This window comes from Dubosiella muris (assembly GCF_004793885.1).
GTDB lineage: Bacteria > Bacillota_I > Bacilli_A > Erysipelotrichales > Erysipelotrichaceae > Dubosiella > Dubosiella muris.
In genome coordinates this window covers 1-17,604 of sequence record NZ_SRYG01000019.1, presented here as the reverse complement: position 1 = coordinate 17,604, position 17,604 = coordinate 1, and the positions used below count along the sequence as shown (strand labels likewise).

General features: G+C 52.7%; 22 protein-coding genes. 16 read left to right on the top strand and 6 right to left on the bottom strand.

Annotated features, from left to right (window positions below; genetic code table 11):
• The first annotated feature begins 194 nt into the window (after positions 1–194).
• A complete protein-coding gene (locus tag E5336_RS09145) occupies positions 195–641 on the top strand; it encodes a low molecular weight protein-tyrosine-phosphatase (RefSeq protein WP_135980820.1) in 447 nt (148 codons plus the stop codon).
• Between the two features lie 3 nt (positions 642–644).
• A complete protein-coding gene (locus tag E5336_RS09140; RefSeq protein WP_135980819.1) occupies positions 645–1,241 on the top strand; it encodes a uracil-DNA glycosylase family protein in 597 nt (198 codons plus the stop codon).
• A 15-nt stretch (positions 1,242–1,256) separates the two neighbouring features.
• Here the strand turns inward: E5336_RS09140 and tpx are convergent, their stop codons facing one another.
• Positions 1,257–1,739 carry a thiol peroxidase gene (tpx, locus tag E5336_RS09135; protein ID WP_135980818.1) on the bottom strand — a complete coding sequence of 161 codons (483 nt, stop codon included), beginning with the start codon at positions 1,737–1,739 and terminating at the stop codon, positions 1,257–1,259.
• 141 nt (positions 1,740–1,880) lie between these two features.
• Here tpx and E5336_RS09130 point away from each other — a divergent pair, with 141 nt between their 5' ends.
• From E5336_RS09130 to E5336_RS09075, 13 genes are all read left to right on the top strand, one after another.
• The gene (locus tag E5336_RS09130; RefSeq protein ID WP_168353627.1) at positions 1,881–2,966 is read left to right on the top strand and encodes a VanZ family protein; all 1,086 of its coding nucleotides are present in this window, start codon (positions 1,881–1,883) and stop codon (positions 2,964–2,966) included.
• Positions 2,967–3,326: 360 nt separating this feature from the next.
• Complete coding sequence (gene rsmD, locus E5336_RS09125; protein WP_168353626.1) at positions 3,327–3,908, top strand: 16S rRNA (guanine(966)-N(2))-methyltransferase RsmD; 582 nt, start codon at positions 3,327–3,329, stop codon at positions 3,906–3,908.
• Positions 3,905–4,831 (top strand): alpha/beta fold hydrolase, encoded by a 927-nt coding sequence (locus E5336_RS09120; RefSeq protein ID WP_135980815.1) that lies wholly within the window; start codon positions 3,905–3,907, stop codon positions 4,829–4,831. The genes rsmD and E5336_RS09120 overlap by 4 nt, the downstream gene beginning before the upstream one ends.
• Positions 4,828–5,715 (top strand): magnesium transporter CorA family protein, encoded by an 888-nt coding sequence (locus E5336_RS09115; RefSeq protein WP_135980814.1) that lies wholly within the window; start codon positions 4,828–4,830, stop codon positions 5,713–5,715. Before E5336_RS09120 ends, E5336_RS09115 begins: the two co-directional genes overlap by 4 nt.
• Before the next feature lie 11 nt (positions 5,716–5,726).
• The gene (proC, locus tag E5336_RS09110) at positions 5,727–6,494 is read left to right on the top strand and encodes a pyrroline-5-carboxylate reductase (protein WP_135980813.1); all 768 of its coding nucleotides are present in this window, start codon (positions 5,727–5,729) and stop codon (positions 6,492–6,494) included.
• A gap of 1 nt (position 6,495) precedes the next feature.
• On the top strand, positions 6,496–7,386 hold the full coding sequence (locus E5336_RS09105) for a LysR family transcriptional regulator (RefSeq protein WP_135980812.1): 891 nt from the start codon (positions 6,496–6,498) through the stop codon (positions 7,384–7,386).
• Positions 7,383–8,195 carry an HAD family hydrolase gene (locus E5336_RS09100; protein WP_168353625.1) on the top strand — a complete coding sequence of 271 codons (813 nt, stop codon included), beginning with the start codon at positions 7,383–7,385 and terminating at the stop codon, positions 8,193–8,195. The genes E5336_RS09105 and E5336_RS09100 overlap by 4 nt, the downstream gene beginning before the upstream one ends.
• Positions 8,196–8,283: 88 nt before the next feature.
• Positions 8,284–9,003, top strand: coding sequence for a carboxymuconolactone decarboxylase family protein (locus E5336_RS09095; RefSeq protein ID WP_168353624.1), 720 nt, complete (start codon positions 8,284–8,286; stop codon positions 9,001–9,003).
• On the top strand, positions 9,000–9,392 hold the full coding sequence (locus E5336_RS09090; RefSeq protein ID WP_277820836.1) for a cupin domain-containing protein: 393 nt from the start codon (positions 9,000–9,002) through the stop codon (positions 9,390–9,392). The genes E5336_RS09095 and E5336_RS09090 overlap by 4 nt, the downstream gene beginning before the upstream one ends.
• Positions 9,393–9,405: 13 nt before the next feature.
• Positions 9,406–9,876 carry a flavodoxin gene (locus E5336_RS09085; protein ID WP_135980808.1) on the top strand — a complete coding sequence of 157 codons (471 nt, stop codon included), beginning with the start codon at positions 9,406–9,408 and terminating at the stop codon, positions 9,874–9,876.
• A 107-nt stretch (positions 9,877–9,983) separates the two neighbouring features.
• Positions 9,984–10,124, top strand: coding sequence for a hypothetical protein (locus E5336_RS12445; protein ID WP_168353623.1), 141 nt, complete (start codon positions 9,984–9,986; stop codon positions 10,122–10,124).
• 47 nt (positions 10,125–10,171) lie between these two features.
• Positions 10,172–10,735: an NADPH-dependent FMN reductase gene (locus E5336_RS09080; protein WP_135980807.1), complete on the top strand. Its 564-nt coding sequence runs from the start codon at positions 10,172–10,174 to the stop codon at positions 10,733–10,735.
• A gap of 153 nt (positions 10,736–10,888) precedes the next feature.
• Entirely contained in the window at positions 10,889–11,269 is a 381-nt protein-coding gene (locus E5336_RS09075; RefSeq protein WP_135980806.1) for a hypothetical protein, read from the top strand.
• Positions 11,270–11,363: 94 nt separating this feature from the next.
• Here E5336_RS09075 and E5336_RS09070 read toward each other — a convergent pair whose 3' ends face one another.
• From E5336_RS09070 to E5336_RS09050, 5 genes are all read right to left on the bottom strand, one after another.
• Positions 11,364–12,962 carry an ABC transporter permease gene (locus E5336_RS09070; RefSeq protein WP_135980805.1) on the bottom strand — a complete coding sequence of 533 codons (1,599 nt, stop codon included), beginning with the start codon at positions 12,960–12,962 and terminating at the stop codon, positions 11,364–11,366.
• Positions 12,955–13,674, bottom strand: coding sequence for an ABC transporter ATP-binding protein (locus tag E5336_RS09065; protein WP_135980804.1), 720 nt, complete (start codon positions 13,672–13,674; stop codon positions 12,955–12,957). The genes E5336_RS09070 and E5336_RS09065 overlap by 8 nt, the downstream gene beginning before the upstream one ends.
• Before the next feature lie 177 nt (positions 13,675–13,851).
• Positions 13,852–14,751: a GNAT family N-acetyltransferase gene (locus E5336_RS09060; RefSeq protein ID WP_135980803.1), complete on the bottom strand. Its 900-nt coding sequence runs from the start codon at positions 14,749–14,751 to the stop codon at positions 13,852–13,854.
• Positions 14,748–15,029, bottom strand: coding sequence for a hypothetical protein (locus E5336_RS09055; RefSeq protein ID WP_135980802.1), 282 nt, complete (start codon positions 15,027–15,029; stop codon positions 14,748–14,750). The genes E5336_RS09060 and E5336_RS09055 overlap by 4 nt, the downstream gene beginning before the upstream one ends.
• 9 nt (positions 15,030–15,038) lie before the next feature.
• Complete coding sequence (locus tag E5336_RS09050; RefSeq protein ID WP_135980801.1) at positions 15,039–15,653, bottom strand: YigZ family protein; 615 nt, start codon at positions 15,651–15,653, stop codon at positions 15,039–15,041.
• A gap of 185 nt (positions 15,654–15,838) precedes the next feature.
• Here E5336_RS09050 and E5336_RS09045 point away from each other — a divergent pair, with 185 nt between their 5' ends.
• The gene (locus tag E5336_RS09045; RefSeq protein WP_135980800.1) at positions 15,839–17,374 is read left to right on the top strand and encodes a nitrite/sulfite reductase; all 1,536 of its coding nucleotides are present in this window, start codon (positions 15,839–15,841) and stop codon (positions 17,372–17,374) included.
• Positions 17,375–17,604: the final 230 nt, after the last annotated feature.

Sequence of the window (17,604 nt, the reverse complement as noted above, 5' to 3'; positions counted from 1 at the left end):
GTATTCCCAGCGGAAGCGGGGATGATCCCAAAAAGGTTTGCCTTCTCCGGGTGCGGGATGGGTATTCCCCGCGAAAGCGGGGATAATTGATGGGTCAGGATTGACTCTATTCAAATTAGAGATTTATATCTATGAGTCGGAATCGAAAAAATCCCCGTTCCATGTTAAGCTGGATTTCAAAGGAGAACGTACATATGAAAAAAATCCTATTCGTCTGCCATGGCAACATCTGCCGTTCCGCCATGGCCGAGTTTATTATGAAAGATCTCGTGAAAAAGGAAGGGATGGAAGACCAGTTTTACATCGAGTCCGCCGCCACGAGCACCGAGGAAATTGGCAACGACATATACCCGCCCGCCAAACAGAAGCTGCGTGAAAAAGGCGTGCCATTCACGCGACATTACGCTCGTCAGGTCACGAAAAAAGATTATAAACTGTTTGATGTCATTTTACTTATGGACGCCAACAACCAGCGCAACATCAAACACATTATCCCCAACAACCCGGACCACAAGATCCACTTGCTGCTGGACGGAAAGAATATCGCCGACCCATGGTACACAGACGATTTCGAAACGGCGTACCAGGATATTTTGAAAGGATGCCAGACGTGGCTGGATCGTCTGGTGTGGGAAAAATAGCGTATGGAAAAACTGGAAGAAATCATCGAGAAAGTCAAAAACGATCCTCGCAACGCGGACTACACGAAACGCGGCATTCCGCCCATCGTGCAAATGAGCGAAAACGCGAAAATTTTGATTGTTGGCCAGGCCCCCGGACGGAAGGTGGAGGAAACGTTGATTCCATTCAACGACGCGTCCGGCGTCACGCTGCGCAAGTGGCTTGGCATCGACGACAAGACGTTTTATTCGGATCAAATCGCGATCCTGCCCATGGACTTTTACTATCCCGGCAAAGGAAAGAGCGGCGATTTGCCGCCAAGAAAATTCATGGCCGCCTATCACGACGAGCTGCGCGCCCTCATGCCAAACATCGAGCTGACGATCCTGGTCGGGAAATACGCGGTCGACCACACGTTGAAAAAAGACAAGGAGCCGACGCTGACGGAAACCGTGCGCCAGTACGCGCGCTATTTGCCAACGTATTTTCCAATCGTCCATCCAAGTCCGCTCAATTTTGGATGGCGCAAAAAAAATCCATGGTTCGAGCAGGAAGTCGTCCCCGCGCTCCAGAAGCGGGTCAAGGAAATTTTAGACAACAAAAAAACGGCAGGATCCTGATTCCCGCCGTTTTGTTTACGCGCCAATCGCTTCGATGACTTGATCGTAGTGCGGCTCGTGGCTGACTTCATCCACGTATTCCACGTAGGTGAGTTTGCCGTCCTCGTCCGTGACGAACACGCTGCGCGCTAGCAAGCCGTTTTCCGTCATGCGCGTCCCTGTCTTTTTCGCAAAGTCGCGCTCTTTGTAGTCGCTTGTCGTCAGCACGTTGCCTTTGTGGGCCTGGCACCAGCGATCCAGCGCGAAAGGGAGATCCATCGACACGGAAATGACTTGCACGTCATCGCGCCCTTTCATGTATTCCATAAATTTCTCGAGTTCCAAATTGCATACGCCGGTATCGACGCTAGGAACGGCCAAAATGATTTTCTTTCCTTTTTCCTGCATGGGGTGGAGCGGTTCCAAACTAGTCGAGATAACTTCGAAGTCCGGCATCGTTTCGCCGGCTTTGAGCGCCTCGCCTTCCAATGTCACCGGATTGCCTAAAAATGTAGTCATAGTGTTTCCTCCTTGTTGATTTAACAGTAGAGGTTTCCAACGAAAGTATAAAGTGAAATGCCTGCCTTTCCGTCTAACAAAAACGTAATTCCGGCCCGCCGGCTCGCGCGATATAATCAAGGAAAAGAAAAGGAGGCAGACATGCACACTTATATCGAAGTCATTCACACCGCTCTGGTCGCGTTTCCGCTCGTGGCGGTTTTCTTCACCTTGCCTTACGTGTTGTACAACTATCATAAATACGGATCGGTTTTCTCGCTCAAAGTGCTCATCGTGTACTCGTTTATTTTATACATGATGACGGTCGTGTTTCTCGTGATTCTCCCGCTGCCTTCCCGCGCCAGCGTGGCCGCCTCGCCCGGCGTGCCGCCCAATTTCATCCCGTTCCGGTTTGTAGGCGACATTGTCGAGTACCAGAACCGGCACCATGTGCCCCTTTGGAAAAACGAAGCGTTGTTTCAAGTGCTGTTCAACGTGCTCATGTTCGTTCCCTTCGGCATGTATTTACGCTATTATTTTCGCTGTTCCTGGAAAAAAGCGATTTTGTTTTCGTTTTGCTTCTCGCTCTTTTTGGAAACGACGCAGCTTACCGGAATATACGGTCTTTACGCCAAAGCGTTTCGCATGTTCGATGTCGACGATTTGATGGCCAACACATGCGGAGGACTCGTCGGCTACGCGCTCATGAGCGGCTTTCGGTTTTTGCTGCCGTCACGGGAAAAACTCGATGAGGAAAGCTACGCCCTTGGACGACGGGTGTCCTTGTTTCGAAGAATCTTGTCCGTCTTGTGCGATCTCGCGTTTTCCAGCGGGTTCGCCGGTCTGATGAGCGTTTTGCTGCCGCACACGTTTATGGTTTGGATCGTACTTTATTTTATCGGAAGCGTGGCATGGTCGAAAAAAAGACGGACACCCGGTATGGCAATGACAAGCATGCGACTGTATTCGACGATCCCGCCCGACACGCAAACCATCGAGCTTTGGCAAATTTTCATCCGGTATTGTTCGATTTTTGCCGTTTTTTATATTTTCCCGTTCGAATTACTCGACTTGCTCGCCGTAAGCGGCCTCTTCGCGCCCATCGCCGCCATCGGGTATTTCATTTTCACGCTGGTCATCTTTTCCAAAATCGTGGAACGCCGGCCTGTCTTTTTCTCCAAATGGTCGGGAACGATCGTCGAGTCCGATATCGCCGCGCTCGAACAGCACGAGCGTGCTTTACGCTAACCGTCTTTGGACGGTTTTTTTTTGAAAACAAGAAAAAAGGCCTCCAACGAGACCTTTTTCCAAGAAAGTTTTAAGAAAGGGAATTTGATTATGAAGTGAGCTATTTCAAGCTCATCTGTATTAAACCACACCAAGTCCCTTTTGCCTATTGAAACGCTTTTCAATCGCCGCTTTTTTTTGAAAACGGTCAATACGCCGGAGAATTGGCGCGCTTTTCGCTGCGTCGCCATCGTTTCCTGGCTAAACGATCCGCTTTTGGCAGGGAAAGGGAATTCAAAAATGTAAAGGAACGTGATTTCCGGTAAAATGCGGTATAATAAAAAGAATCAACCGATACGAAAAAAGAATGGAGGAAGCAGTATGCGGATTATTTCCGGCAGCGCGCGCGGAACGAAAATCGACGCGCCCGAAGGATACGATACAAGACCGGTGACAGACAAGATTCGGCAGTCCTTATTCAACATATGGCAATGGGATATCGCCGGCAGTCATTTTTTAGATGTGTTTTCCGGCAGCGGGAGTATGGGGCTTGAAGCGCTTTCCCGTGGAGCCGATCGCGTCGTCATGATCGAAAAGGCGCCCAAAGCGCTGAAAACGATCCAGAACAATTTGAAAAAATGCCATTTTGAGCAAAAAAACGTGGAACTCATGGGAGCCAACGCGTTCAGCGCCCTCCCCGAACTGTCCCGGCGCGGCGAACGCTTCGATATCATTTATTTGGATCCGCCGTACACAGTCGACGAGATTTTCCATCCAGTCATGGAAACGCTCGGCTCGCTGCCGTTGCTCAAAGAAGACGGCATCGTTGTGATTCGAACAAAAAAAGAAAAGGAAATGGCGGACACGTACGGCTCGCTCGAGAAATACCGCGACAAGGTATACGGCATATCGAGAGCGCATTTTTACCGCCAGAAGAAGGAGGAAACGGAGGAATCCGCATGAAGAAAAACTATTTTACGATTCCGTCGTCCAGCGACGGGCTTTCGCTAAGCGTCATGACGCTGATCCCCGACCATGTGATCGGCGTCGTGCAGCTTGTTCACGGCATGGCCGAGCACAAGGAGCGGTATTTGTCGTTCATGACTTTTTTGGCAAAGCATGGTTTCGCGACCATTATCCACGATCATCGCGGGCATGGCGCCAGCGTGCCCCACGAAGACGACCTGGGGTATTTTGGCGACGAGAGCGGGCAGGCGATCGTCGAGGATGTGCACGACGTGTATTTGGCGATGAAGGCGCGCTTCCCCGATGTGCCTTACGCTTTGTTTGGCCACTCGATGGGCTCGCTTGTCGTGCGCCGCTACATCCAGTTGTATGACGACACGCTCGACGCCTTGATCGTGTGCGGCGCGCCGGGAAACAACCCTCTTGTCGACCAGGCGCTGTTTCTTGTGGAAAAACTGGAACGCCGGTTTGGCAAGCGGCATCGCTCCAGGCTGGTGGCGGCGCTCTCGACCGGCGCCTACGACCGGCAATTCAAGGGCCGGCACAAAAACCGCTGGATCAGCGCCAACGAGGACAATGTCCACGCGTTCAACCACCACGACCGCGACGGATTCACGTTCACACTCAATGGCTATAAAAACTTGTTTCAACTCGTGAAGGCGACGTACACGAACGAAGGATGGCGAAAACAAAATCTGGATTTGCCGATTTTGTTTGTCGCCGGCGAGGACGACCCTGTCATTTTGTCGGTGGAAAAGTGGAAGGAAGCCCAGCGCTTTTTGCGCCGGGAGGGATATCGCCATGTGAAAGGCATGTTGTTTGAAGGAATGCGCCATGAAATCCTGAATGAAAAAAACGGCAATTTGGTGGAAGAGGCGATTCTTGACTTTTTAAAAGACGCCGGCGGGGGACGCGAATGAGAAGGGAATGGGAAAACGACGGTCTGACCGAGGCGATCGAAGTCGTGACCTCGAAGGATTTCAAAACGGCCCACCCCGAATTGTTCGATCGGACGCTGGTCGGCAAAACCATCAATCAAATTCACTTCTGCAAAGCCAACCACTATAAAAACATCACATCAGGCAGCTTTGTCGTTCCCGACAAACGCGATCCATCGAAAGAACGAATCGTGTTCGCCTTCTGCATCGCCAGCAACACGTTGTATTTTATCGACGACACGAACAAAATCGAGTTGCTGCTAGGCAATATGCAAAAGGAATTCGAATACGCGCTGACGACGCCGATCGTGTTTTTGCTCGATTTCATGCAGTATATGATCACCGACGACGTGTACTATTTGCAGAAATTTGAAATGCGGCTCTCGCAGCTCGAAGAACAGCTCAAGCATGGCATCGCCAAAAATCTGGATCAAAACATCATGAGCATGCGCAAAGATCTCAACAGCCTGGGCATGTATTACGAGCAGCTCTCGGATTTGGGAGAAACGCTCGAGCAAGTCGTGCTTCAGGAAAAAGACGAGCTCGCCAACAATCTGCTTTCACTGTACAACACGCGGGTCGGGCAGCTGTATTCCATGGTGCAAACCATCAAGGACTACGCTTCGCAGCTTTCCAACTTGTCGCAAAACATCATGGCGGCCAAACAAAACAACATCATGCAGTTTCTCACCGGTGTCACGACAATCTTTTTGCCCATGACACTCGTGACCGGATGGTTTGGAATGAACTTTCGCTATTTGCCGTTTATTTACACCCGCGCCGGATTTATCGGCACCTGCGTGTTTTGCGTCCTCGTGCTCGTTGTGGAAATCATCATCTTCCGCAAGAAAAATTTATTTAAGTAAGGAGAATAACGATGAAAATTGGAATGATTGGATTTGGGAACATGGCGCAAGCCATTTACCGGGGCCTGGAAGGGAAAAGCGTCGTAAAACCCGACGACGTGTATGTATGCGCCGCCCACTATGACACGCTGCGCCAGCGGGCCGAACGCTATGGCGTGCACGCGTGCGAAAGCGCCCAGGACGTCATCGACCACAGCGAGCTTGTCGTGCTCGCCGTCAAACCGTACCAGGTCGACGACGTGTGCGCCGGACTCGATTTCAAAGGACGGATCGTCGTTTCCGTCGTGGCGGGAAAGCCATTCGCGACACTTTGCGAAATCGTCAAAAACGGCGCCCTGCTTTGCACGATTCCTAACACACCCATCGCGGTGGGGCAGGGCATCGTGCTCGTCGAGTCGAACACGAACTGCACCGGGGAACAATGGAAACGCTTTGAGCAGCTGTTCGCGCCGATCAGCCTCATTGAGCGAATCGAACCCGAGCACATGTCGATCGCGATGGTTTTGGCCAGCTGCGCGCCCGCGTTCACGGAAATGTACATGGAGGCGCTGGGCGACGCCGGCGTGAAGTACGGCTTGAAACGGCAAAGCGCCTACGCACTGGCCGCCAAAATGATCGAAGGGGTCGGGGCGCTCTATTTGGCCGAACAGGACCATCCCGGCGCGATGAAAGACGCCGTCTGCTCGCCGGGCGGCACGACGATCAAGGGCGTATGCGCCTTAGAACAAAGAGGCTTTCGCGGAACGGTGATCGCAGCCGTCGACGCGATCGAACAATGATATGGAGCTGCGGGTCCTCCGGTATTTTTTGACGGTCGCCCAGGAAGGAAGCATTTCGGGGGCGGCCCAGACGCTTCATCTCACCCAGCCGACGTTGTCGCGCCAGCTGCACGATTTGGAAATCGAGCTGGGCGTCAAGCTTTTTAACCGCGGCAAACGCGAAATCACGCTCACCGAAGCGGGCGCGCTGTTTCGGGAACGCGCCGCCGAAGTCGTCGCCCTCGTCGACAAGACGACAAGAGAATTCGTCCAAATTGGAGGGCAGGTTTCCGGCACCATTCACGTAGGCTGTATCGAAAGCATGGGCTCAGCGCTGCTGGCCCGCATCATCGCGGCGTTTCACAAGCGCTATCCGCTCGTCCGCTTTCATCTCTACAACAACTTTACCGACGACTTAAAGTGGCGGCTCGAGCAGGGATTGCTCGATGTTGGTCTGCTCATGGAGCCAACCGACATCGCCCGCTTTTCCTTTTTACGCTTTCCCGTCGAGGAACGGTGGGGCGTCACGGTGTCCGTCGACGATCCGCTCGCAACTAGGGAATCCGTTCTCGCGTCCGATTTGGAAAAGCGCGCCTTGATCCTGCCGGTGCGGGAGGCGGTGCGCCGCGAGGTGCTCAACTGGTTTCAAAAAGAGGAAAACGAGTTGAACATCGTGTGCGAGGAAGCGCTGTTCTCCAACGTCATGTATTTGGTGGAGGAGGGTATGGGATGCGCCATCGGCTTGGAAGGCGTCGTGGGCGCCGTGCAAAATCCGTATTTGGCGTTTGTGCCGTTTCATCCGCGCAAAAACACCCGCAGCGTCCTCGTATGGAAAAAGAACCGGACCGAAAGCGCGTGCGTGAAGCTGTTTCTGGATTTTTGCGCCTCGTATATAAAGGAGAATTTCGTATGATCAAATTGCTGGCCGTTGACATGGACGGCACGTGCCTGGATCCGTTTTCGCGTTTTTCCAGCCAAAACCTCGCCGCGCTGTACCGCGCCAAAGCGGCCGGGATCGAAATCGTGCCAACGACCGGACGGGCACTCGACTGCCTGCCGCACGTTCTCAAAGCCCATCCCGACTTGTTTCGTTACGTCATCGCATCCAACGGGGCGCTCGTGCGCGACATGCGCCGCGGGCAGGATGTGTTTCATACGCGGATCCCGCCGTATTTGGTGGAGGAAATCATCGACGCGTTTCAAAACACGAGCGTGAAGCCGGCCGCCCACATCGTGGGACAGTACTGGGTGCATGGCCAATGGATGAAAGCGCAGGGACGCCTCGTCTTTGGCAAGGACGCGAAACAATCCAAAGCGGCCGGAAATCTATACGATGTGCTGCGCGAGCAAAAAGCGTACGTCGAGGAGATCCAGCTGTACTTTCTTTCCCCGAAACAAAAGCGGCTCGTGCAAAAGAAGCTGGAAGGACTGGTCGAGCTGCACGCCGCCTACACGAGCGCGTATGTCGAGATCTTCGATCAAAACAGCTCGAAGGGCAAGGCGCTCCAGCGGCTGGCCCGCCATCTTGGCTTGCAAACCGGGGAGATCGCCTGCGTTGGCGACGGCGAAAACGACGTGTTCATGTTCCATGTGGCGGGGATGTCGTTCGCGATGGGCAACGCGAAGCCGGCGGTAAAAAAAGAAGCGGACTTTGTGACGGGAACGAACCGGGAGCATGGGGTCGCGCAAGCTGTGGATCGTATTTTACATACCATGCCTTAAAGGCATGATACGCCATTGGAAACGGGCATTTTACATCGACCCGTTTCTTTTTTATAGTAAAGGTACGAAATCCAAGGAGGGCAATACGATGTTTGAGGAAAGTATGAAAACCAATCACGCCGCGCTGGCGCGAAAAAATGAACAAATGATAGACCGGTGGCTGTATTTCACATCCGAAAAATCCGCGCTGGACGAGAAGACGCGCTGCATGGCGGTTTTGGCGGCGCTGCTTGGCTGCCAGGGAATGGACGAGTTTGAGCGGATGGTTCCTGTCGCGCTAGACTGCGGGGTGTCGCCGGTCGGGATCCAGGAAATCGTCTACCAGGCGACGGCGTATTTGGGTATGGGCCGGGTGGCGCCGTTTTACACGCTTCTCGACCGCATCTTTGATGCCCGCTCGATTCAAATCGAAGACGACCGGCAAACGACGATGCTGGAAACCCGCCTTCGCCAAGGCAACGACATCCAGATCGCGTATTTTGGTCCGCAAATGAAAAACACGTGGGAAAAAGGAGGCGATCGGGCGCGCGTCAACGAATGGCTGGCGTCGAACTGTTTTGGAGATTACTACACCCGCAAGGGATTGACGGATTCGATCCGGGAAATGATCACGTTTTGTTTTATTATGGCGCAGGGCGGCTGCGAGAACCAGCTGCGGGGCCATACGAATGGCAACTTGAACGTGGGCAACTCGAAGTCGTTTCTCATCGCGGTCATCGAAGCGTGCGTGCCGTGGATTGGCTATCCGCGCAGCCTGAACGCGTTTGCCATCGTCGAGGAAGTATGCAAAGGGGAAGAGAAAAAATGAAAAGCATTTTCAAGCGAGGAGAAGTCAATCCATATGGAAAGTTCTTTGATGGAACGAGCTATTTGAACATGTTGAATACGGAAAACATCAGTGTGGGCGATGTCATCTTCGAGCCGGGATGCCGCAACCACTGGCACATCCACCACGCAAAAAACGGTGGCGGACAGATCCTGCTTTGTCTGGCCGGCCATGGCTGGTACCAGGAGGAAGGCAAACCGGCGCAGGCGCTGGAAGCGGGCAGCGTGGTGCGCATTCCGGCCAATGTCAAGCACTGGCATGGCGCCACGAAAGACGACTCGTTCGAGCACATCGCCATCGAGGTGCCGGGCGAGGAAACGAAAACCGAGTGGTGCGAGCCGGTGGACGAGAAAGCGTATTTGGCGCTGTGAAAGGAGAATGCGTATGACAAACAAACTGGTGGCTTATTTTTCGGCGACAGGAACGACAAGACAAAAGGCGCAGCAGCTTGCCGGGGCGCTGGGAGCGGATGTGTATGAAATCGTCCCGAAACAGCCGTATACGAACGCGGATCTAAACTGGATGGACAAAACGTCGCGTTCTTCATTGGAAATGAACGACCCGGACAGCCGTCCGGAAATCGCGGACAACGCCATCGACGTATCCACGTACGATACGATTTATGCCGGCTTTCCGATTTGGTGGTATGTCGCCCCGCGCATCATCGGGACGTTTTTGGAGGCGCATGATTTTGCGGGCAAGCGCATCGTGCTGTTCGCCACGTCGGGCGGCAGCGGGTTTGGCCAGGCGGTCGACGAGCTGAAACCGCTTGTGGCGGCTTCGACGACGATCGAGGAGGGCGCGCTGCTCAACGTCCCCGTGTCGGACGAAAAACTGAAAGTCTTGTTCAAGTAAGCGGAGCGATCCGCTTTTTTGTATGCGGTTTCATGAAAAGAGCACATCGTTTTTCTTTTTTTAACGAATTGGATATAGTAGAGCCAGAAAAATCAAGGAGGACAAACATGATGAATCAACCATTTCAAATCAATGCGGACGAAGTGCTTGCCCGCTATATGACAGAAGAAAAGGAAGAACAAGTGAAGACGCTTGTGCAAGTCGACCCGTCTGGGATCGTGCGGCACACAGTGCTTTCCGAGAGTTAAAACAGCAGTGGCGTGATACGATAAAAATACAAGGGAGAATCAACTCTATGACAACAATGAAAAAAATCACGATCCTCATTGGATCGCTGCGGAAACACTCGCTCAACCGCCAGCTTGCCGACATGGCGCAGGCGGCGCTGCAAGGAAAGGCGGAATGCGTCGTGTTCGATCCGGCCGAAATCCCCCTCTTCGACCAGGATCATGAATTTCCGGCCCCGGAAAAAATCAAACGGATGCGCGACGCCATCCATGAAAGCGACGGCGTGTGGATCTTCACGCCCGAATACAACGGCCAGCTGCCGGGCGGCTTGAAAAACGCGCTCGACTGGCTGTCCAGACCACTCAAGGAAAACGATCCGGACTGGAAAGACACGGCGGTATGGGGCAAGAAAGCGACCATGTCCGGTGTTGGCGGAAAGAACGCGACGAAATCGGTGCAGGAACAGCTGTTGTCCCTGCTCAAATTTATGGGCATGGACGTGATGACGCAGGATCGGGCGCAGATTGCGATGTCGCCGCAGACGATGGAAACAAGCGATTTGGCTTTGACCGAAGGGGTCCATGAAGCCATCGACGCCCAGGCGCGAGCCTTTCTGGAATTTTTGAAGTAAAAATAGAAGAAGAAATCGACGTCATCGTAAAAACGAGGCGTCTTTTTGCATGACATTCCACTATAATGGCCAAGTATTCCATTTCGTTTTTGTATAAATATATTCTGTTATTATTGTTGAAGTGAATAAAAAACGAAGAGAGGAGCAGTTGAAATGATATTACCGGATACGATCCGATTTGATTCGGTTATTTTTGATCATCAAAATCAAACGTTTGAAATATTGAATGGATCCGTTGGTGTTCATCCATATAAGGAAATCGAGCGGGTCGCGGTATTGAATGAAAACGCGAAATATCGCGGGAAACGGCCGCCTTTTACAGCCCTTTTACCGGGTGCCGGCTTACCGGCGGGCATCTTTTCCCATCCATATATGTTTGTAGGTGTCAAGGTTGTTTTGAAAGAGGAAACCATTTTAGGGATTTACGTCTCGAAACAAAAAAAGATGTTGAATACGGATCAATATGTGCGCGACAGAAAAATCGCGAATGAAATCGAACAGGTTTTTAAGGCGATCATGCGCCTTCAAAAATAAGGAGTAGACGGTTCACCAATCGAAGGGAACCGTCTTTTTCCTTCTTTCTTGAAAAAAGGAAGATGCCATGAACGACATCTTCCTGCAAGGATATTTATATTTTCATCAAATGCTTGATGACCAGCTTTGGCGTGATGATGCCAAAGACCACGATGAGTCCGACAAGAACAAGCCCCGCCACGATTGTGTACACCGTCAAGTTGTCGATGAGAAAAAATAAACCGACAAACAAGGCGAGAACGAGCCACGACACGAAAAGCTCCGCCATGACGTTCATGTTGTTTTTGACAGCCTGCGTTTCGTCCTCCCAGTTGAGCTTTGGATGCAGTCCGTCGATCAGGATCGCGATCTGGTTGATAAGCACCGTTGACAGCAGGGCGCCCAGCACGAACATCAAGTCGTAATACACCGGATATGTGAAGATAAAGTGGGCCAGAATGACGATGATAATGGTTCCCAGCAAGGAGAACGCGATGCCGATGCCCATTTTGGCAAGGATCTGTTTTTCCATCGCCAGCGGAATGTACTTCACGAAATCCAGATTGCGTCCCTGTCTGGAAAAGGCGGTGCCACTAATGCCGTTGACGGAGCCAAAAAAGAAGCCACTGCCCGCCCCGAGCAAAAACATGAAGATCCACAAGTTGAACATATCCGCCAGCGGCAGGGCTTTGGCCATGGGCAGCAGTTCGCGGATTTGCGGATTGATCACAAAGACAAGCACGAGCACGATGGGCATGATGAAGGCGCCCAGCACGCAGTTGGACAAATACGCCGGGGTGCGCACGAGCTGTTTGAGCTCCACGCTCATATAGCTTGCCAGTGCGCCCTGCTTGCGAATCGTCTTGCGCTTTCCTTTTTTTTGCGCGCCCTGGCTCATTGAAAGCACCGTTGGCAAATACAGCTTTTGGGCGCATACGAAGAACAGCGCGCCCAGCGCCACGATGATTGCCACGTTGACAAGCAGCGAAACGAACGAGCCGTCGACGATGCTTTGCGCCGCGCTCGGCACATGGAAGAACAACTTGGTCGCCATGCCAAGCAAAACCGGGCTTTGGGTCATCAGATTCATGACGACTTCGCCATCGCTGGCCGACACCATGTTGCTCATAACGCCCACACTCACACCAAACACGATGCCCAGCAAGCCAAGCACGAGGTTGAAGCGGTCCTTGTTGGCGAAAAACGGCATGAACCGCATGACGAGCATCGTCAAAACGCTCATGACAAACAAAGGCGGCAAAATGTTCAAAAACAGCTGCAGCACAAACATCACGATGCCAACGATTTGAGTCGGATGCGTCTGGATGAACGCGACAAGCAGCGGCAGCAGCGCAATCAGGCTGATCGTCAGGCACGAAATGTAGTTGATGACGAATTTCGCCGCGACAATCGTCCACGATGGCACGGGGAGCACAAGCAGTTTGGGTACGTCGTTGGAAAAGTAAAACGAGCTGGCGAAGGTGAACAGCGCCGTCCACAATACGAGCATCGCCGTCGCGACCAGAAACATTTCAAGCCACATCAAGTCGAAGCGGGAGGCGAACATGTCCACGCTGCTTGTATACAGTATCCAAAGCAAAGGCAGGATGGATACGATGATCAGGGCGCCCAGCGCGAGCGTCTTCGCTTTTTTCTTTCCAAGCGAAAGGCTGTTTTTGAGCAGCGCTTTCGTCAAAACCGCAAAATTACGCATGGGACACGACTCCCAGGAAAATTTGCTCCAGACTTTCGCCTTCGTGCATCGCCTTCAAGTGGTCGAGCGTGCCGTCGTATTTGATTGAGCCGTCGCTAATCATGATGATTTTGTCGCACAGCTTTTCCGCCACCTCGAGCACGTGGGTCGAGAAAAAGACGGTGTTGCCCGCGGCCGCGTGCTGTTTCATCTTTTCCTTTAAAATGTAGGAGCTTTCCGGATCGAGGCCGGTCATTGGCTCGTCCAGGATCCAGATGCTTGGATTGCACACAAGCGCGGCGATGATGATTGCTTTTTGGCGCATGCCGTGCGAGTAGCTCGCCATTTGGGAGTCGAAGTCGTTTTCCAGCTTGAAGTCGCGCACAAGCTCGTCGATCCGCTGCTTGCGCTCGTTTTGGCCGATATCGTAAATGTCCGCCATGAAGTTGGCGTATTCGCGGCCTGTCAGGCGCAAAAAGAGATCGGGCGAATCGGGAACCAGGGTGAACTGGCGCTTGGCCTGGATCGGATCGGTGGCGATATTGATGCCGTTGAGCGTGATCAGTCCTTGATCGGGCGCGAGAACGCCGGTCATCATGTGGATCGTCGTCGTTTTGCCGGCGCCGTTGGGGCCGATAAAGCCTGTAATGCAGCCGGCCGGAATATCAAAAGAAATATGATCGACTGCGACTTTCGAGCCGAATTTTTTGGTGGTGTTTGAAATTTGAATCATAATCATTCCTCCGTGTTCAACAGTAGCACGGTTTTCGACACTTTAAATCAAGTGGTCGCCGGCTTTTGGCGACTGGTTCGATTTGAAAGCCAAGTGGTACTGTATTACACGAATAATACACCTTGCGCTCTTTGGACGCAATCCGGGAAAGAAAATAAAAAAGCGGTATGAAAACCGCTAAAGCAATCCAAACCACATGGGCCGGTCCAAATCTTTGAATGCCTGATTTTGCTCCGCCTGTGAAAACGTGGCGAACAGTTTCGGATTGTTCGCCCGGGCGAGAACCGTTTCCTTTTTCCGCCACTTCAAGTTCGGGTACAGCTTTTCCAGTCGCTCGTGCTCGGATGTGCGCACGTAAATTTTGTCGCTGATCAAGCTCAAATTCGAGAAAAGCGATTCCAGGGCGTCCGAATTCAAATAAATCAGACACTCGATCCGGATGACGTGCTCGTGCACCGTGTAGATGGCCAGTCCGTTGGGCTCGTAATGGTCGTCGTACATAATGTCGATTTTTTTGCGGGCGGCGTGCAAGTACGCCAGCTCGTTTTCAAACTGGGCGCGCGTCAGCACGATCGAGCCGTCGAAATGACGAATGAATTTTTGATACAGCGGGTACAAGTCGAAAGCGGGCCGGTATTTTCGGGTGCGCGCGAACCGCTGCTCCTCGATGCGCGAAACCGGCAGCGTGTATTCTTTGATGAAGGCGACAGGTTCCAGCGATTCGCCGCGGAAGATCTTTGGTGTCATCGTTTTGACAAGCGAGACGAGATCGTTGCACGACGCCTTGGCGCAAAAGGCCGAGAGCAGTTGCTTGAAGTAGCCTTGATCGCGCTGGTCCTGCGCGGTCAGCGCCAGCTCGATGACGCTGGCGGTCGCGTTTTTGCCTCGGTAGCGCAAGGTGCGCTTGGCGTATTGCAGGCAGGAAACGATTTGATCGTCTTCCAGCAAAAGGAACATATGTTTCGGGTCGAATTTGTAGGTGAACCACGCGTCGATTTCCGCGTCTTTGGCGTACCACCACCGGCGCAGGAACCGATAAAGCTGTTTTTCACGTCCAAGAGCGGTTTGTACGATCATGGGCGCTCCTCGTCCTTTTCCTCGTATTCGACATATTCGACATCAATGGCGTCGGGCCGTTTTTCGCGGGTCTGCACCTTTGGCTGCTCCGGTTCCTCGCTGGTGAAATACGATTCGTATTGGCGGGTGAACTCGCTTTCGCGCTTGTTTTTTTGCAGCGCGCGCCGCACAGCGCCCAAAACGGAAACGATGATCAAAAACGGAATGAGAATCGGCAGCATGTAAAAAGCGAACATGAACAAGCCGATCAAGATGAGTATAATTAAGAAAAATTCCATAGTGCGTATTTATCCTCCGGTTGTTGGAACGGCGCTTTCGCGTTCGGTTTCGCCGACATAGTCGATTTGAATGCGGCCGGATGCCAGCTCGTTGAGCGCCGTGTCGATGTTTTCTTTGACGCAAAAATGATAAACCACTTCGCTTTGATAATCCTTTGAAATGACTTCGATGCCGCGGGTGCGGAAATACGCGTCGAAACGGCCGATCAGGCTGTAGTCGAACGCGATCCGATACGTCTGGAGCGTTTGCGCTTCGACAAGCGAAGCCTGCTCGAGCGCCAGTTTGACGCTGTCCGTGTAGGCGCGAACCAGTCCGCCTTTGCCAAGAAGCGTGCCGCCGAAATACCGCACGACGACCGCCACGATATCGGTCATGCCCCGGCTTGTCAGCACGTCGAGCATCGGATGGCCGGCGGTGCCGGCTGGCTCCCCGTCGTCGTTGGAGCGGACGATCGGACCAATCACCAGCGCGGTGCAGTGATGGCGGGCGTCGGGATGCGTCTTTTTGACGAGTTTGATAAACGCCCGGGCCTCGTCCTCGCTGTCGGTTCGGTGCAAGTAGGTGATGAATTTGCTTTTTTTGACCTCGATCGAGTGTTCCACATCATTTTTGAGTTTCGGCATATATTAATACTAGCAAACTTTCCTGGGCAATTCCAATGCAAAATCGTCAGAAACGGACGGGAGGGCTCTTTTTTTTGGGCATCGGTTCGATTCGGACAACGTCCTAAAATTTTCCGTTCTTTTGCGGGAACTTGGGATGGAACCTATGATATGATGACAATAGAAATTCAGGAGGCTTTTTAACAATGAATAAAGAATGGATCGAATTATACGATAAGGAAATCGAAAAATTTGCCGAACAGACGAAGGCGTTCCACGATCAGGAGATGACCCGGAAAGAATACAAGGGAATTTCCGGCGGAATGGGTTCGTACGCGCAGCGCGACGCCAACGAGCATATGGTTCGTTTACGGATGAACGGTGGCGACCTGACGCAGGATAAATTAAAATTTCTAGTCGATACGATTGACCGTTACGACATCAAGCGTCTGAAACTTTCAACTTGCCAAACCGTGCAGCTGCACGATTTAAAATACGACCAGGTCGCGCCCATCATCCGGGAGGCGATTGACGCCAAGATTTACACGAAGGCGGGCGGCGGCGACAATCCGCGCAACGTCATGTGCTCGCCGTTGTCGGGCGTGGAAAAAGGCGAACCGTTCGACGTGATCCCGTACGCGACGGCGGTGGCCGACTACACGCTGTCGATTTGCCGCGACTTCAAAATGCCGCGCAAGCTCAAGATCGCGTTCTCGAACGGCGTGGACGATTCGGTGCACGCGACGTTCCGCGACATGGGCTTTGTCGCCAATGACGACGGCACGTTCAAGCTGTATATCGCCGGCGGTCTTGGGGCCAACCACAGCAAAGGCGTGCTCGTGAAGGAAAACGTGCCGGCCGAAGATGTGTTGTACTATGTCCGGGCGATGATCGACTTGTTCTGCCAAAACGGAAACTATGAAAACAGGGCGAAGGCGAGAACGCGCTATTTGCAGGAAAGCATGGGCGCCGACAAGCTGAAAGAGGAGTTTTTGCGCCTGGCCGGCGAATTGAAAGCGGCGGGCGGCCACGATTTGCACATCGAACCGAAGAAAATCGACAAGAAAGGCGACGGCGCGATCGAGGGCAGCCGGATCGTTTCGCAAAAACAGGAAGGGCTGTACGCGGTCGAGTACCATCCAATCGGGGGCGATTTGCCGGTCGATCTGCCAAAGAAGCTGCTGGAAGCGCTCAAGGACATGCCGGATGTCGAGTGCCGCATTGGCGCCGACGAGACGATGTACTTTGTCAACTGTACCGCCAAAGAGGCGCAAAAGCTGCTTGACTTGACGGAAGGCGCGGCGCAGACGGCGTTCGAGCACTCGGTCGCTTGCATTGGCGCGGCGGTTTGCCAGCAAGGACTGCGCAACTCGCAGGCGACGCTGAAGGCGTGCATCGACGCGTTGCGCGACCATCCAAAAGCGGCGGCCGCCTTGCCAAAAGTCCGGATTTCGGGATGCGCGTCGAGTTGTTCGGCGCATCAAATTGGCTCGCTGGGCTTCCAGGGCTTTGTGAAAGTCGTGGATAAGGCGCCACAGCCGGCGTTCCGGATGTTTGTTGGCGGCAGCGACGCGATCGACGACGTCCAGTTCGGGGATTTTGTCGGCGTCGTGCTGGAGAAGGACATGCCGGCCATGTTCGTCGAGCTTGGCGAGGCGTGCGTCAACAGCGGCAAGCCTTGGGATCGCTTTGTCAAGGAAAACCGTGACGAAGTCGTGGAAATCGCGAAACACTACGCTTAATTTTCAACAAGACGACGCTTCGCTTTGGCGGGGCGTTTTTTGCGTGGAAGGCAAAGGAATGGACAAAAACGGAAAAAGGTGTTGCGCTGGCGGTAAAATTCATGTAAATAAATATTAAGCGTATAGAAGACTTTAAATAAAAAAGACAACTATATAGGAAGTCAAGTATAAAATCATGAAATAGTTTGAAATATTATTGCTTGATTTGTTGTCGATTTGATCTTTGAAAT

What these genes read in the sequence shown, in the direction of transcription:
- E5336_RS09145 (WP_135980820.1), top strand. Translation starts at nt 195, where the DNA reads ATGAAAAAAATCCTATTCGTCTGCCATGGCAACATCTGCCGTTCCGCC.
- E5336_RS09140 (WP_135980819.1), top strand. Translation starts at nt 645, where the DNA reads ATGGAAAAACTGGAAGAAATCATCGAGAAAGTCAAAAACGATCCTCGC.
- tpx (WP_135980818.1), bottom strand. Translation starts at nt 1,739, where the DNA reads ATGACTACATTTTTAGGCAATCCGGTGACATTGGAAGGCGAGGCGCTC.
- E5336_RS09130 (WP_168353627.1), top strand. Translation starts at nt 1,881, where the DNA reads ATGCACACTTATATCGAAGTCATTCACACCGCTCTGGTCGCGTTTCCG.
- rsmD (WP_168353626.1), top strand. Translation starts at nt 3,327, where the DNA reads ATGCGGATTATTTCCGGCAGCGCGCGCGGAACGAAAATCGACGCGCCC.
- E5336_RS09120 (WP_135980815.1), top strand. Translation starts at nt 3,905, where the DNA reads ATGAAGAAAAACTATTTTACGATTCCGTCGTCCAGCGACGGGCTTTCG.
- E5336_RS09115 (WP_135980814.1), top strand. Translation starts at nt 4,828, where the DNA reads ATGAGAAGGGAATGGGAAAACGACGGTCTGACCGAGGCGATCGAAGTC.
- proC (WP_135980813.1), top strand. Translation starts at nt 5,727, where the DNA reads ATGAAAATTGGAATGATTGGATTTGGGAACATGGCGCAAGCCATTTAC.
- E5336_RS09105 (WP_135980812.1), top strand. Translation starts at nt 6,496, where the DNA reads ATGGAGCTGCGGGTCCTCCGGTATTTTTTGACGGTCGCCCAGGAAGGA.
- E5336_RS09100 (WP_168353625.1), top strand. Translation starts at nt 7,383, where the DNA reads ATGATCAAATTGCTGGCCGTTGACATGGACGGCACGTGCCTGGATCCG.
- E5336_RS09095 (WP_168353624.1), top strand. Translation starts at nt 8,284, where the DNA reads ATGTTTGAGGAAAGTATGAAAACCAATCACGCCGCGCTGGCGCGAAAA.
- E5336_RS09090 (WP_277820836.1), top strand. Translation starts at nt 9,000, where the DNA reads ATGAAAAGCATTTTCAAGCGAGGAGAAGTCAATCCATATGGAAAGTTC.
- E5336_RS09085 (WP_135980808.1), top strand. Translation starts at nt 9,406, where the DNA reads ATGACAAACAAACTGGTGGCTTATTTTTCGGCGACAGGAACGACAAGA.
- E5336_RS12445 (WP_168353623.1), top strand. Translation starts at nt 9,984, where the DNA reads ATGATGAATCAACCATTTCAAATCAATGCGGACGAAGTGCTTGCCCGC.
- E5336_RS09080 (WP_135980807.1), top strand. Translation starts at nt 10,172, where the DNA reads ATGACAACAATGAAAAAAATCACGATCCTCATTGGATCGCTGCGGAAA.
- E5336_RS09075 (WP_135980806.1), top strand. Translation starts at nt 10,889, where the DNA reads ATGATATTACCGGATACGATCCGATTTGATTCGGTTATTTTTGATCAT.
- E5336_RS09070 (WP_135980805.1), bottom strand. Translation starts at nt 12,962, where the DNA reads ATGCGTAATTTTGCGGTTTTGACGAAAGCGCTGCTCAAAAACAGCCTT.
- E5336_RS09065 (WP_135980804.1), bottom strand. Translation starts at nt 13,674, where the DNA reads ATGATTCAAATTTCAAACACCACCAAAAAATTCGGCTCGAAAGTCGCA.
- E5336_RS09060 (WP_135980803.1), bottom strand. Translation starts at nt 14,751, where the DNA reads ATGATCGTACAAACCGCTCTTGGACGTGAAAAACAGCTTTATCGGTTC.
- E5336_RS09055 (WP_135980802.1), bottom strand. Translation starts at nt 15,029, where the DNA reads ATGGAATTTTTCTTAATTATACTCATCTTGATCGGCTTGTTCATGTTC.
- E5336_RS09050 (WP_135980801.1), bottom strand. Translation starts at nt 15,653, where the DNA reads ATGCCGAAACTCAAAAATGATGTGGAACACTCGATCGAGGTCAAAAAA.
- E5336_RS09045 (WP_135980800.1), top strand. Translation starts at nt 15,839, where the DNA reads ATGAATAAAGAATGGATCGAATTATACGATAAGGAAATCGAAAAATTT.